Origin of the sequence: Halomonas sp. KM072 (assembly GCF_050710315.1) — a bacterium.
In the GTDB taxonomy this organism is placed as follows: Bacteria; Pseudomonadota; Gammaproteobacteria; order Pseudomonadales; family Halomonadaceae; genus Vreelandella; species Vreelandella hamiltonii.
Genome location: NZ_CP136132.1, coordinates 1426845 through 1441272, shown reverse-complemented (window position 1 = coordinate 1441272; position 14428 = coordinate 1426845). Strand labels below are relative to the sequence as shown.

Sequence of the window (14428 nt, the reverse complement as noted above, 5' to 3'; positions counted from 1 at the left end):
GGGGTGAAGTGTGAATAAGTCCGAGCTGATTGAAGCTATTGCCGCATCTGCTGATATTCCGAAAGCAGCGGCAACCCGCGCATTGGATGCCATGGTGAAGTCTGTCACCGATAGCCTCAAAAAAGGCGAAAGCGTTTCTTTAGTAGGTTTTGGTACTTTCGCCATCAAAGAACGTGCCGCCCGTACGGGTCGCAACCCTCAGACGGGTCAGCCGATCGAAATCAGCGCTGCCAAAGTGCCCAGCTTTAAAGCCGGTAAAGCGCTGAAAGACGCCGTCAACTAATTGGCTCGCGTTTGCTGTAAGCTAATGGGCGCATCGCATCCGCGATGCGCCCATGTTCTTTTCTGGCCCGATGGTTTGGGCGATAAATGGCTTTGATGATCTGAGGCTAGCATGCTGCAAAGTATACGAGATGGCTCCAGAAGCTGGGGTGCCAAGATAATCATTGGTGTCATGGTCGCGGCCATGGCGCTTTTTGGTGTGGAGTCGCTGTTCAGTGTCTTTGGTAGCGACCCCAATGAAGTGGCGAGCGTTAATGGCGAACCCATTATGCGTCAGCAAGTTGAGCTAGAAGTGCAGCGTGCGCTGCGCTCTGGGCAAGTGCCTCCTGAGCAGGAGCGGGCACTGCGCAACGATATGCTCGACCAGCTCATCACTCAGTCTTTACTGCGTCAGTATGCTGAGGACGGCGGTTTTTACGTCTCCGACGCTCAGCTTGACCAGATGATCGTGACACTGCCTGAGTTTCATGATCAGGATGGGCGCTTTTCTGCAGAAATTTTCCGGAATCGTCTGGCAGGAGCGGGTTACACGCCGCTCTCATTCCGTGAAGAGCTGCGGATGGATATCAAGCGTCAGCAACTGCAGCAGGGCTTGGCCTTCAGTGACTTCAGCTTGGCCAATGAAGAGCAGCGTCTGGCAGACCTGCAAGGCCAGCAGCGAGATTTCCGCTACGTGATGCTGGATGCCAATGATGGTGCTTATGAAGTAGAGGTCACCGAGGAGCAGATGCAGGCCTACTATGACGCCAACCAGGAACGCTTCGAGCGCCCGGAACAGGTGCGCGTCGAGTACGTGGTGATCGACCGCCAGGCCATGGCTGAAGATATTGCTGTGGACGAGAGCGAACTCCGCGCTGCCTGGAGTGAGCAGAATCGCGATGCCGACCGTCGTGTTTCCCATATCATGGTGACTTTTGGTTCCGAGCGTGGCCGTGAAGAGGCCCACCAGCTGGCCAATGAGGCGCTGGCGGACCTGAACCGTGGTGAGAGTTTCGCCGACACCGCCGTGCGTTTTTCGGACGACACCGCCAGTGCCGAGCAGGGTGGTGATCTGGGCGTGATCAGTCGCGGCTTCTTTGGCGATGCCTTCGATGACGCAGCGTTTGCCCTTGGGGTCGGTGAGACGTCCCAGGTCGTCGAAATGGACGGTGCTTTCCATATCCTGCAGGTTACCGAGCTGGATGCGCCTTCTTTCGAAGAGCAGCGTGACCGTTTGGCCCAGGAAGTGGCGCTGCGTGAGGTCAATGATGACTTCAATCGTCAGGTGCAGCGTCTGATCGATGAGAGCTTCGCGGCAGACGATCTGCAGTCCGTTGCGGATGACCTCGGTCTGACGCTCAACGAGAGCGACTGGTTGGCGCGTGGGGAAGGTGAAGGAGCGCTTTCCGAGCCGGGCGTGCTGGATGAGGCGTTCAGCGCTGACGTGCTGGGTGAAGGTTACAATAGCGAGGTCATCGAGCTGGACAGTGACCGTCGCCTGGTGCTTCGCGTGGCCGAGCATCGTGATGCGACTGTTCTGCCCCTAGATGAAGTGCGCGATGAAGTAGAGCAGGCTGTTGCTGCTCAGCAGCGCCAAGAAGCACTTCAGGAGCAGGCAGCAGAATTGATCGCCTTGCTCCGTGCAGGCGATGCCGTTGAGCTGGAGTGGCTGGAAGCCAATAACATCTCTCGCCAGTCTGACAGTACGCTGCCTCAGGCGCTGATCCGTGAAGTGTTCCGCATGCCACACCCTGAAGAGGGCGACAGCGTTTACCGTGCCGTGGCCTTGCCTCAGGGCGTTGCCGTCGTTGCATTGGACAGTGTCAACGAAGGGCAGGCTGACGAGCAGATGAATGCTTTCGTGTCACAAATGGCCGAACAGCTGCGGGCTCAGGCGATCATTCAAGGATTGATCGATGACCTGCGCAGTGATGCCAGGATAGAGCGCTAAAACGAAAAAGCCGATCCATGTGATCGGCTTTTTCATGACGGGACCTGTGCTCAGTGCGATTCGCTGTCGACTCCAGGCGGCTGGGTCAGCGAGAACTGGCGCAGTACGGGCTCCGGGTGGCGCTCGCTCGAGTGCTCCACGACAATGTCCCAGCCGTGCGTCTCGTCCCAGTCGCCCAGCACGAAGCGCTTGGCAGGCACGTCTTCGACGGTGAGGTCATGGACCCTGGGGCGATGGGTGTGGCCATGGATCATGATGTTCACCCCATGGCGCTGCATCGTGGCCACTACTTCTGCGTGGGTCACATCCATGATGGCTTCGGCCTTGTTGGCGTTGGCATCCCCAGACTGCATACGCAGGCTCTTGGCCAACTCTAGCCGCTGCTCCAGCGGCATGGCCAGGATCTGCGCCTGCCACTCTGGGTGGCGAGACTGAGCGCGAAACGCCATGTAGGCCTCATCTTTGGTGCACAGGCTGTCACCGTGCAGAATGACGGCGGCTACGCCCTGCAATTCCACTTGCTCACTGTCGGGCAGCAGGGTGGCCTGACAGGCGTTGATGAAGCGTTCGCCGATCAGAAAGTCCCGGTTGCCGTGGATGAAAAAAATGGACGTGCCCGCATCGCTCAGTGCCCGCAGGCGCTTGATCACCTCATGGGCCACCCCGCTGAGGGGGTGAGGCGTATCCAGCAAGTCGTCTCCGATCCAGGCGTCGAACAGGTCGCCCAGAATGTAAAGATCCTCGGCCCCTTTGGCGGTATGCTCCAGGTAACGATAAAACCCCTGATTGAGCTCAGGGGTGTCGTTACTCAAATGCATGTCAGCGATCAGCAGCGTACGCATAAGACTCCCGACGGTTATTCCGCATCCTTCAGGTAGGCGCGCTCGATGACCACGTCTTCGGCGGGTACGTCTGCGTGCATGCCACGGCGCGTGGTGCTCACGGCCTTGATGGCGTTGACCACGTCCATGCCGTCCACTACTTCACCAAATACTGCGTAACCCCAGCCTTGCAGGCTTTTGCCGCTGTGATTCAGGAAGCTGTTGTTACCGACGTTGATGAAAAACTGGGCGGTGGCAGAGTGGGGGTCCTGGGTACGGGCCATGGCCAGCGTGCCGATGGTGTTCTGCAGGCCGTTGTCGGCTTCGTTTTCGATGGGGTCGCGTGTCGGCTTCTGGTTGAACTCCTGGTCGAAGCCGCCCCCTTGAATCATGAAACCATCGATGACTCGGTGGAACAGCGTGCCGTCGTAAAAACCGTCGCGCACGTATTGCTCGAAATTGGCTGCGGTGGCAGGCGCTTTTTCGTGATTGAGAGCAATAGTGATGTCACCGTGGTTCGTCTGTAATACGATCATGGATAAATTCCTGTTCAATAAAAGCGTTCGCCTTGGCGCTGTGCATCGGCGTCACGTTATAATAGCGGTTTTGCTCGGCACCGCGAAGCGCTAACCCGTTTAGCATAGGCATCGGTTGCCCGGCACGCCATCCACGATGAGGTTATCAACACCACCATGACCAACGAGACCACCCCAGCGCCGAACTTCATTCGCAACCAAGTACGCGACGAGATAGCGGGCGGCCAGGTCACCAAAATTGTGACGCGCTTTCCCCCCGAGCCCAACGGCTTTTTGCACATCGGCCACGCCAAGTCGATTTGTCTGAACTTCGGGTTGGCAGAGCAGTTTGGTGGTGAGTGTCATCTGCGCTTTGACGACACCAACCCAGCAAAAGAAGAGCAGGCGTACATTGACGCCATCAAAGAAGACGTTAGCTGGTTGGGTTTTGAGTGGGCAGGCCCGGTACGTTTTGCCTCCGACTACTTCGACCAGCTCTACGCCTGGGCGCAGCATCTGATTCGTGAAGGCAAAGCCTATGTGGATGACCTGTCTCCGGATGAAATCCGCGAGTATCGGGGTACGCTGACCGAGCCCGGCAAGCCTAGCCCCTACCGCGAGCGCAGCGCCGAAGAGAGCTTGGACCTTCTAGAACGGATGCGTAACGGTGAGTTTGGTGAAGGGGAAAAAGTGCTGCGCGCCAAAATCGATATGGCGTCGCCCAACATCAATTTGCGCGACCCCATTCTGTACCGCATTCGTCATGCGCATCACCACCAAACAGGTGACAAGTGGAAAGTCTACCCCTCGTACGATTTTACCCACGGTCAGTCGGATGCCATCGAGGGTATTACTCACTCCATCTGTACGCTGGAGTTCGAAGACCACCGCCCGCTATACGAGTGGTTCTTGAACAATCTGCCGGTGCCCGCCAAGCCGCGCCAGATTGAATTTGCCAGACTGAACCTCGACTACACGCTGACCTCCAAACGTAAGCTGAAGCTGTTGGTGGATGAGCAGATCGTCGATGGTTGGGATGACCCGCGAATGCCGACCATTTCCGGTATGCGGCGCCGGGGTTATACGCCCGCTTCGATTCGTAAATTCTGTGAAATGATCGGCGTGACCCGTTCCGACGGTGGTTTGGTGGATATCGCCATGCTGACCCACGCCATTCGTTCGGACCTGGAAGATAACGCACCCCGGGCGATGTGCGTGCTCAAGCCGCTAAAAGTGGTGTTGACCAACGTGCCGGAAGATCACGAGGAAGTGTACGAGGTGCCCGGCCACCCGGCGCGTGAAGACATGCCGATGCGTAAAGTTCCTTTTGGTCGTGAGCTCTACATCGAGCAAGACGACTTTATGGAAGACGCGCCGAAGAAATTCTTCCGCCTAGCACCGGGCAAAGAAGTGCGCCTGCGCAACAGCTACGTAATTCGCTGTGATGACGTGATTAAAGACGATGCAGGTGAGATTATTGAGCTGCACTGCTCCGTGGACTTCGACACCCTGGGTAAAAACCCGGAAGGCCGCAAGGTGAAAGGCGTGATTCACTGGGTCAGCGCGGCCCACGGCGTGCCGATGGAAGTGCGCCTGTACGACAACCTGTTCATGGTCGAGCAGCCCGATCGTGATAAGGACGTCGACTTCCTCGAGCATTTGAATCCCGAGTCGCTGGTGGTGTGCCATGCCATTGGCGAGCCAGGCCTGGCCAGCGCCGCGGCGGAAGATCGTTTCCAATTCGAGCGAGTCGGTTACTTCTGCGCCGATCGTCACGCCTCCACTGCCGACCACCTGGTGTTCAACCGCACCGTGGGCTTGAAAGATAGCTGGGCGAAAATCAAACAGAAGGGATAAGGAAACGTCATATGCATATTTACAATACGCTGACTCGCCGCAAAGAGCCTTTTAAGCCCCTTGTCGATGGCAAGGTCAGCATGTACGTTTGCGGTATGACGGTGTATGACTACTGTCACCTTGGCCACGCCCGGGTGATGGTGGCCTTTGACGTGATTACCCGCTACCTGCGCCACCGTGGCTACGACGTGACCTACGTGCGCAACATCACGGATATCGACGACAAGATCCTCAAGCGTGCCGAGGAGAACGGTGAGGCCATCAGCGCGCTCACCGAGCGCATGATTGCGGCCATGCATGAAGACGAGGAGCGGTTGAATGTGCTGCCCCCCAGCCAGGAGCCCCGTGCCACGGGGCACATTGGCGACATCATCCGCATGATCGAAACGCTGGTGGAAAAAGGCTTTGCCTACGCCGCGGAAAACGGCGACGTCTACTATCGGGTGCGCAAGTTTGCCGATTACGGCAAGCTCAACAACCGCCAGCTGGATGACATGCGCTCTGGCGCGCGCGTGGAAGTGGACGTGCACAAGGAAGACCCGCTGGACTTCGTGCTCTGGAAAGCGGCCAAGCCGGGAGAGGCCCATTGGCACTCCCCCTGGGGGGACGGCCGCCCAGGCTGGCATATCGAATGTTCGGCCATGTCCACCTGCTGCCTGGGGGACACCTTCGATATTCATGGCGGTGGGCCGGATCTGACCTTCCCCCATCACGAAAACGAGATTGCCCAGTCGGAAGCGGCCACGGGCAAAACCTACGTGAACACCTGGATGCATGCCGGTGCCGTGCGCGTCAATCAGGAAAAGATGTCGAAGTCGCTGGGCAACTTCTTCACCATTCGTGATGTGCTGGCGGAGCATGACCCGGAGGTCGTGCGCTACCTGTTGGTGGCAAGCCACTATCGTAGCGCTATTAACTACTCAGTGGATTCGCTGGTCGAGGCACGCAAGTCGTTGACGCGCCTGTATACCGCCCTTGAAGGTGTCGAGGTGGCGTCTGAGGGTGAGCAGGGGAGTTATGCCGAGCGCTTCACTGCTTCCATGGATGATGATTTCAATACCCCGGAAGCGCTGGCCGTACTGTTCGACCTGGCAAGGGATCTCAACCGTGCCAAGAGCGACCAGCCGGAAGCTGCGCCCCGCCTGGCCGGAGAGCTGCAGCGCCTGGCGGGAGTGCTGGGGCTCTTGCAGCAGACGCCGCAGGCTTTCCTGAAAGGGGCGCAGCATTCGATGGCGCTGAGTGAAGGCGAGATCGAAGCCAGAATTGCCGAGCGTCAGGCGGCCAAAGCCAACAAGGACTTCGCCCGCGCCGATGCCATTCGTGACGAGCTGGCAGCGCTTGGCATCGTGCTGAAAGACTCACGAGAAGGCACGACCTGGGTCATCGAAGCGCCTTGATGACGAAGGAAGTCGGATGCCGTTGAGGCGGCGTCTGACGTCAACGCAGTTGCCTCGTATACTGAAGCGACACTCTCAGGATGCTTACTCAAAGGATGACCCCTATGCGCCGACTGCTGAACCCCCTGCTGACCGCCTGCTTGTCCACGGTGGTCCTTACCTCGACGGTACTCACGACGGCCCAGGCCAGCGAGCCGGTGGTGGTCTCTTCCAAAATCGACACGGAAGGTTCTGTGTTGGGAGAACTGATCATCCAGACCCTGGAGCGCCATGGGATTGCCACCCAGGACCGCCTGCAACTGGGAGCGACCAGCGTGGTGAGGAATGCCCTGCTGGCCGCTGAAATCGACGTCTATCCAGAGTATACCGGTAACGGTGCGTTCTTTTTCGATATGACCGACAGCCCGGTATGGAACAGTGCTGATGATGCCTATCAGACCGTTCGTGAACGGGATGCGGAGCAAGGCTTGATCTGGCTGCAGCCGGCCAGTGCCAACAACACCTGGGCCATGAGCATTCGTCAGGATGTGGCCGAGACCCATGGGCTCGACACCCTGGAAGACCTGGCCAGCTATCTGGCCGACGGGGGCGAGTTCAAGTTTGCGGCCAGTGCGGAATTCGTCGAATCCGAGCAGGCCCTGCCGGCGTTTCAGGACGCCTACGGCTTCGAGTTGAGCGATGACCAGTTGCTGGTGCTCTCCGGGGGCAATACCGCCGCCACCATGCGCGCAGCCGCCCAGCAAACCAGCGGCGTCAACGGAGCCATGACCTACGGTACCGATGGCGGGCTCACCGCGCTGGGACTGCGGGTGCTGGAGGATACGCTGGGCGTGCAGCCGGTCTACCAGCCTGCGCCAGTGATACGAGAAGACGTGCTGGCCCAGTATCCCGACATCGAAGGCCTGCTCAATGACGTGTTTGCGACGCTGGATCTGGTGACCCTGCAAACGCTCAACGCGGATGTGGCCGTCAACGGTCGCTCTGCCGACCAGGTGGCTCGCGAATATCTCGATAGCCTGGATGAGTGATGAATGTCGTTGATCGACGCACTGCCATCGCCAGCGGCCATTCGGCGCCGCTGGCAACCTAATGTCGTACTGTTGTGTCTGAGCGCCGCCATGCTGGCGGCAGCCTGGTCTTTCCATCTGGTGACCGTGGCGCCGAATAGGATCGTCACGGGAACGGGGTTTGGAATGGTGGCGGCCATTGGCTGGCCCGGTGGCGTACTGGTATCGCTTCTGTTCATCGCCATGGCCGCCCTGGCCTGGGTGCCCAGCACGCGCCATTATCGGGCGCTGCTGGGGGTGATTACCCTGACCCTGTTGCTGATGCCGTTTGGCCTGATGGTCGCCGGGCACTGGCTGATACCCGTGGATACGCCTCAGGCCAGGCTAGGCATCGGGACTGCCTACTGGACGGTGCTGTTCGTGCTGTTGCTGTGTCTGGTGGAAGTACGCCTGCGGCTTGGGCTATCTCGATGGTGGACAGCGCTGCTGCTGCTCGGCATCGGCATCTTGTGGTGGCTGTGCGCTGCCTTCGGATTGCAGTCGCTGGCCCTGGTGCAAGAGTTTCAGGCCCGGGAGCGGCAGTTCTATCGTGCGTTGAGTCAACATATCGTGCTGGTCAGCAGTGCCGTGAGCGTCAGCGTCGTGATGGGCATGCTGCTGGCCATGCTGATGCGCCGCTACCGGCGCCTGCAAACTGTCGCCTTTGGGCTACTCAATTTTCTGCAGACGATTCCCAGCCTGGCGCTGTTCGGTTTGCTGCTAGCCCCCTTGGCCTGGCTGGCGGCCAATGTGCCTGCCTTGGCAGCCATGGGCGTCAGTGGAATTGGCAATGCCCCGGCGCTGATCGCCTTGATTGCCTACAGCCTGTTGCCCATGGTGCGTAATACTTACGTTGCCCTGGAGGAGGTCAGTGCAGAGACCCTGGAAGCGGCCAAGGCCATGGGAATGCGGAGCCCGCAGCGGTTCTGGCAGGTTCGGCTACCGCTGGCGCTGCCGGTGTTGCTGGAAGGGGTAAGAGTCACCGCCGTACAGGCCATCGGGCTTACGGCGGTGGCGGCGCTGATTGGTGCCGGAGGACTTGGCACCTTCATTTTTCAAGGGTTGGGGCAGGCGGCCATGGACATGGTGCTGCTGGGTGCGCTGCCAATCCTGGTGCTGGCGCTGATCGTGGATGCAGGATTAGGGGCGCTGGCGGAAGCGCTACGCCCCGGAGGACAGCAATGATCGAGCTTTCCCATGTCTCCAAGCAGTTTGGTGACGAAACGGCGGTGGATGATATTTCACTGCGGGTGGCCAAGGGCAAGTTCTGTGCCCTGGTGGGTACCTCCGGATGCGGTAAGTCCACCACGCTGCGCATGATCAATCGGCTGATCGAACATACCCGTGGCGACATCATTCTGGATGGCCAGGCGATAGAGCACTACGACCCGGTCAAACTTCGCCGACGTATCGGCTACGTCATCCAGAGCACCGGCCTGTTCCCGCACTGGACCGTCGCGCGCAATATTGGCCTGGTACCGCGGCTGTTGAAGTGGGCACCTGCCGAGGTCAACCGCCGTGTCGAAGAGCTGATGGGCTTGCTGGGGCTGTCGGTGGGCGAGTTTGCGCACAAATACCCGCATCAGCTTTCCGGCGGGCAGGCGCAGCGCGTGGGCGTCGCCCGCGCGCTGGCCGCAGACCCGGATATTTTGCTGATGGACGAGCCGTTTGGTGCCCTGGACCCGATCACCCGGGACAAGCTGCAGGATGAGCTGGCCCGCCTGCAGGCTAGGCTGCACAAGACCGTGGTGCTGGTGACTCATGACATGGATGAAGCCCTGAAACTGGCCGACCACCTGGTCGTCATGCGCGAGGGACGTATTGTCCAGCAGGGCACGCCTTTGGCCCTGCTGCAGCATCCTGCCGACCCTTTCGTGGATTCGCTGCTGGGCGGCCTGGAGCGGGGGCTCAAACAGGCAGGGCTGACGCGCGTCAAGGATCACATGGCGTCTCTGGGCCCCACGCTGCCAGCCCAGTCGCGTATTCCCGCTGACTTTTCGCTGCGGCAGGGGCTTTCCATGATGCTGCGTGACCACTGCGACCGCTTGACCGTGGTGGACCAAAACGATGTGCCCATAGGCGAGCTGTCGCTGCGTAGAATCGTCAAGGAAGCCCAGTTGGACAGGGGCACCCCAACGTGAGGCCGGATCCATCTCGCTCTGCGTCTTCGACCTCAGCCACTTCGAGCGCTGTCCCCGCGAGTTCCACCGCTTCGCGCTATGCTGCGTGGGGCTGGCCACTGGCCTGGGCAGCCTTGCTGCTGGTGCTGGTGTTGGCCATGCCCACTCTGGAACCGCTGTTTCGCTGGGTAGAGCCCAATGCGCGGCAGGTGATCTACGGGCGTGCCGATTTTGTCGATTTGCTGGCCCGGCATCTGCTGGTGGTGAGCGTGGCCGCGCTGGTCACGCTTCTGGTGGGCGTTTCGGCCGGCATTGCCGTCACCCGAGCCAAGGGGCGGGATTTCCTGCCGCTGGTCGCTCAGCTGTCGTCGCTAGGGCAGACGTTCCCGCCAGTGGCGGTGCTGGCGCTGGCCGTGCCGGTACTGGGGTTTGGCACGCTGCCGATCATCGTGGCGCTGATGCTGTATGGGCTGCTGCCCATCGTGCGTAACACCTTGACGGGGATCAACGAGGTTGATCCTGTGGTCAAGCAGGCGGCCATCGCCATGGGCATGACGCCCTGGCAACTGCTGCGTCATGTCGAGCTGCCGCTGGCCTTGCCAGTCATTCTGGCGGGCGTTCGCACTTCGGTCACCATCAACATTGCCACGGCGGCGCTGGGCGCAACCGTGGGGGCCAGTAATCTGGGTGACCCGATCATCGCGGGGATCATCAATGACAACATGGCGTATATCGTCCAGGGGGCGCTGTCGATTGCCCTGCTGGCGCTCACTGTCGATAGCGCCTTCAATGCTCTCCAACAACGCCTTGTACGCCGATCTGCGTCTTAAGTTGAATCCCTAACGGCAGGAGACTGCGTTACTGTCCAAGTGTTGCGTTGACATGTGTCAGATAAATCCACTGGCACAAACGGTCATCACCAACAACACTGCCCTCAAAAGGGGTAAAAACAAGGACAATAACGATGACTCAGTTCGTACATCAGCCGACCTTCATGACCGGCGACGAATTCTCCATAGACACCTTCAGGGTGCTCAGCCCCGAGGGCGAGCTCCATGAAGGTGCCGATGAGCCCGCCTTGAGCCGCGACCACGCCCGCAGGCTCTACCAAGCCATGCTGGCCACGCGTATTCTCGATGAGCGCATGATGGCCGCGCAGCGCCAGGGCAGGCTCAGCTTCTACATGCAGTGTACCGGTGAAGAGGCCGCGGTGGTGGGAGCTACCGCAGCCCTGGACGATGCCGACATGATCATGGCGCAGTACCGCGAACAGGGAGCACTCATGTATCGCGGGTTCTCCATCGACGAGTTCATGAATCAGTTGTTTGGCAACGAGCTGGATTATGGCAAGGGGCGGCAGATGCCGATCCACTATGGTTCCCGCAAGCTGCATTACATGACCATCTCTTCGCCGCTGGCCACTCAGATTCCCCAGGCAACCGGCTATGCTTACGGCCAGAAGCTCGCGGGTGAAGGCCACTGTACCCTGACGTTCTTCGGTGAAGGGGCTGCCTCGGAAGGCGACTTCCACGCCGCCCTGAACATGGCCTCGGTGCATCAGGTGCCGGTCATTTTCTTCTGTCGCAACAATGGCTATGCCATCTCGACTCCCGCCACCGAACAGTTTGCCGCCGATGGCATTGCCCCGCGCGCGTTCGGCTATCACATGCATGTCATTCGCGTGGATGGCAACGACGCCCTGGCCGTCTTCGAAGCCACCCGTCAGGCGCGCAAGATAGCCGTGGAGCAGCATCAGCCGGTGCTGATCGAAGCCATGTCGTACCGCTTGGCGGCACACTCCTCCTCGGACGACCCGTCGGGCTATCGTGCCAAGAGCGAAGAGGAGGCGTGGCGAGTCAAGGACCCTCTATTGCGCATGCAGCGCTGGCTGGTGAGTAAAGGATGGTGGAGCGACGACGAAGAGTCCCGCCAGCAGGAGAGCCTGCGGCGGGAAGTGCTGGAGACCATGAAGCGCGCCGAAAAGCGTCCGCCGCCGCCGCTGGACTCCTTGATCACCGATGTCTATGCCGACGTGACGCCCGCCTTGCAGCGCCAGTTGGATCAGTTGAAACGGCACATTCGCCGCTATCCCGATGCCTACCCCCGCGGCGCTCAGTCGCTGGACCCCAGCGTATCGACGGCCCACGACGCACAGGGAGATGCCTAGGATGAGCACCATGAACATGCTGCAGGCCATCAATAACGCCCTGGACATCGCCATGGCGGAAGATGACAAGGTCATCTGCTTTGGTGAAGACGTGGGGGTTTTTGGCGGGGTATTCCGAGCGACCAGTCATTTGCAGGAGAAGTATGGCAAGGCGCGCTGTTTCAACACGCCGCTGGTGGAGCAGGGCATCATCGGCTTTGCCAACGGTCTGGCTGCCCAGGGCTCGGTGCCCGTGGCGGAGATCCAGTTCGCCGACTACATCTTTCCCGCCTTCGACCAGATCGTCAACGAAACCGCCAAGTTCCGCTACCGCTCTGGCGATCTGTTCAACGTGGGTGGCCTGACCATCCGCACGCCGTATGGCGGCGGCATCTCGGGTGGTTTGTATCACTCTCAGTCGCCGGAAGCCTACTTTACCCACACGCCGGGCCTGAAGGTAGTGGTGCCGCGCAACCCCTATCAGGCCAAGGGGTTGCTGTTGGGGGCGATCCGTGACCCCGACCCGGTCCTGTTTCTGGAGCCCAAGCGCCTCTACCGGGCCGCCGTGGGCGAAGTACCCGAAGACGACTATCAGCTGCCCATTGGTGAGGCCGAGGTCGTCAGGGAGGGCAGCGATATCACCCTGGTGGGTTGGGGGGCGCAAATGGAGGTGATCGGCAGGGCCGCCGAGCTGGCCGAAGAGCAGGGCATTGCCTGCGAGGTCATCGATCTGCGTTCACTGCTGCCCTGGGATGTGGATACCGTTGCCGAGTCGGTCTTCAAGACCGGTCGTATGATCGTCAGCCACGAAGCGCCGCTGACCGGAGGTTTTGCCGGTGAGATCGCCGCCACGATACAGGAGCGCTGTTTTCTCTATCTGGAGTCGCCGATTACTCGGGTGACCGGTCTGGATACGCCTTTCCCGCTGATCCTGGAGAAAGAGTACCTGCCGGACCATCTGAAAATTTTTGAAGCGATTCGCGAAAGCGTGAATTTTTGACGCAAGGGAGAACGGTCATGAGTGATTTTTTACTACCGGATATCGGTGAAGGCATCGTCGAGTGTGAAGTGGTGGAGTGGCGAGTGGCCGAAGGCGACGCCATCGAAGAAGACCAGCCCATCGTCGAGGTCATGACCGACAAGGCGCTGGTGGAGATCACTGCGCCCGAAGCGGGCACGGTGACAAAATTGTATGTACCCCAGGGGAAAATCGCCAAGGTGCATGCGCCGCTTTACGCGTATCAGGGTGCAGAAGAGGGTGCAGAAAAGGTTGTAGAAGAGAGCTCAGAGAACACCCGTTCCCCTGCCAGCGACGCTGCTGATATCAGCAAAACGCCACCTTCTACGCCATCGCCCAGCGTCGAACAATCGGCGCCACAGTGCCCGATGGAAGGGCCAGCCTGCGCGGTGAAAACCCCGGCCAGCCCGGCCGTCAGGCGGCTGGTGCGCGAGCATCGGCTGGTGCTGGCGGACATTGCCGGTAGCGGCAAGGATGGCCGCGTATTGAAGGAAGACGTGCTGGCACATGTGAAATCCAGCCACACTGCTCCCAGCGACACGGCCCCTCACACCCAAGGGAAACCGGCGGCGGGCCAGTCAGGGCCCGCCCGAGTCGAGCCCCTGCGCGGCGTGCGCGCCGTCATGGCTCGGCGCATGGTGGAAGCCGCGACGACCATACCGCACTTTCATTATGGGGAAGAGGTGGATGTCACTGAACTGCTGGCGCTGCGCGAGCGCCTCAAGCCCCGGGTAGAAGCGCTGGGGGAGCGGCTGACGCTGATGCCCTTCTTCATGAAGGCGCTGGCGCTGGCCGTGGCCGAGCACCCCATCCTCAATGCGCAGCTCAATGCCGAGGGGGACGAGCTGCACTATTTTGCCCAGTGCAATATCGGCATGGCGGTGGACAGCAAGGCGGGCTTGCTGGTGCCCAACGTGAAGGCGGTGGAGCAGCTGAGCCTGCTGGACATTGCCCGGCAGGTGAGCCGATTGACTCAGGCGGCGCGGGAAGGTCGTGTGGATCAGGCGGACCTCAAGGGTGGCACCATCAGCATTTCCAATATTGGCGCCCTGGGCGGCACCTATGCCGCTCCCATCATCAACGCCCCGGAAGCGGCCATCGTGGCCATCGGCAAGACCCAGTGGCTGCCGCGTTTCGATGCCGAGGGCGCCGTGCAGCGACGCGCCATCATGACCGTGACCTGGGCAGGAGACCATCGTTTCATCGACGGCGGCACCATTGCACGCTTCTGCAACCACTGGAAAGCGTCTCTGGAAGCGCCAGAGACCATGCTGCTGCATTTGGCCTGACCCAAGG

Annotated in this window: 13 protein-coding genes; 11 read left to right on the top strand and 2 right to left on the bottom strand. The window is 60.2% G+C overall.

Annotated features, from left to right (window positions below; translation table 11 throughout):
- The first annotated feature begins 10 nt into the window (after window positions 1-10).
- Window positions 11-283 (top strand): HU family DNA-binding protein, encoded by a 273-nt coding sequence (locus RVM26_RS06775; RefSeq protein WP_498941483.1) that lies wholly within the window; start codon window positions 11-13, stop codon window positions 281-283.
- A gap of 111 nt (window positions 284-394) precedes the next feature.
- On the top strand, window positions 395-2212 hold the full coding sequence (locus RVM26_RS06770; RefSeq protein WP_498941482.1) for a peptidyl-prolyl isomerase family protein: 1818 nt from the start codon (window positions 395-397) through the stop codon (window positions 2210-2212).
- A 50-nt stretch (window positions 2213-2262) separates the two neighbouring features.
- Here RVM26_RS06770 and RVM26_RS06765 read toward each other — a convergent pair whose 3' ends face one another.
- Both RVM26_RS06765 and RVM26_RS06760 read right to left on the bottom strand, forming a co-directional pair.
- Window positions 2263-3054: a UDP-2,3-diacylglucosamine diphosphatase gene (locus RVM26_RS06765; RefSeq protein ID WP_287808150.1), complete on the bottom strand. Its 792-nt coding sequence runs from the start codon at window positions 3052-3054 to the stop codon at window positions 2263-2265.
- Between the two features lie 14 nt (window positions 3055-3068).
- A complete protein-coding gene (locus RVM26_RS06760; protein WP_016913930.1) occupies window positions 3069-3569 on the bottom strand; it encodes a peptidylprolyl isomerase in 501 nt (166 codons plus the stop codon).
- Window positions 3570-3725: 156 nt separating this feature from the next.
- Between RVM26_RS06760 and RVM26_RS06755 the strand changes: the two genes are divergently transcribed.
- The 9 genes from RVM26_RS06755 (at window position 3726) to RVM26_RS06715 (ending at window position 14421) form a co-directional block, all read left to right on the top strand.
- Window positions 3726-5405, top strand: a complete 1680-nt coding sequence (locus tag RVM26_RS06755; protein ID WP_287808149.1) for a glutamine--tRNA ligase/YqeY domain fusion protein — start codon at window positions 3726-3728, stop codon at window positions 5403-5405.
- An 11-nt stretch (window positions 5406-5416) separates the two neighbouring features.
- Complete coding sequence (cysS, locus tag RVM26_RS06750) at window positions 5417-6802, top strand: cysteine--tRNA ligase (RefSeq protein ID WP_498941481.1); 1386 nt, start codon at window positions 5417-5419, stop codon at window positions 6800-6802.
- A 104-nt stretch (window positions 6803-6906) separates the two neighbouring features.
- Entirely contained in the window at window positions 6907-7830 is a 924-nt protein-coding gene (gene osmF, locus RVM26_RS06745) for an ABC transporter substrate-binding protein (protein ID WP_498941480.1), read from the top strand.
- 3 nt (window positions 7831-7833) lie between these two features.
- Window positions 7834-9033: an ABC transporter permease gene (locus RVM26_RS06740; RefSeq protein WP_287808146.1), complete on the top strand. Its 1200-nt coding sequence runs from the start codon at window positions 7834-7836 to the stop codon at window positions 9031-9033.
- Complete coding sequence (locus tag RVM26_RS06735) at window positions 9030-9989, top strand: ABC transporter ATP-binding protein (RefSeq protein ID WP_498941479.1); 960 nt, start codon at window positions 9030-9032, stop codon at window positions 9987-9989. Before RVM26_RS06740 ends, RVM26_RS06735 begins: the two co-directional genes overlap by 4 nt.
- Window positions 9990-10126: 137 nt before the next feature.
- On the top strand, window positions 10127-10798 hold the full coding sequence (locus RVM26_RS06730) for an ABC transporter permease (protein WP_498941478.1): 672 nt from the start codon (window positions 10127-10129) through the stop codon (window positions 10796-10798).
- Window positions 10799-10932: 134 nt separating this feature from the next.
- Window positions 10933-12135 carry a thiamine pyrophosphate-dependent dehydrogenase E1 component subunit alpha gene (locus RVM26_RS06725; RefSeq protein ID WP_498941477.1) on the top strand — a complete coding sequence of 401 codons (1203 nt, stop codon included), beginning with the start codon at window positions 10933-10935 and terminating at the stop codon, window positions 12133-12135.
- A 1-nt stretch (window position 12136) separates the two neighbouring features.
- Window positions 12137-13114: an alpha-ketoacid dehydrogenase subunit beta gene (locus RVM26_RS06720; protein ID WP_287808141.1), complete on the top strand. Its 978-nt coding sequence runs from the start codon at window positions 12137-12139 to the stop codon at window positions 13112-13114.
- A gap of 17 nt (window positions 13115-13131) precedes the next feature.
- Window positions 13132-14421 carry a 2-oxoacid dehydrogenase subunit E2 family protein gene (locus RVM26_RS06715; protein WP_498941476.1) on the top strand — a complete coding sequence of 430 codons (1290 nt, stop codon included), beginning with the start codon at window positions 13132-13134 and terminating at the stop codon, window positions 14419-14421.
- Window positions 14422-14428 lie beyond the last annotated feature (7 nt).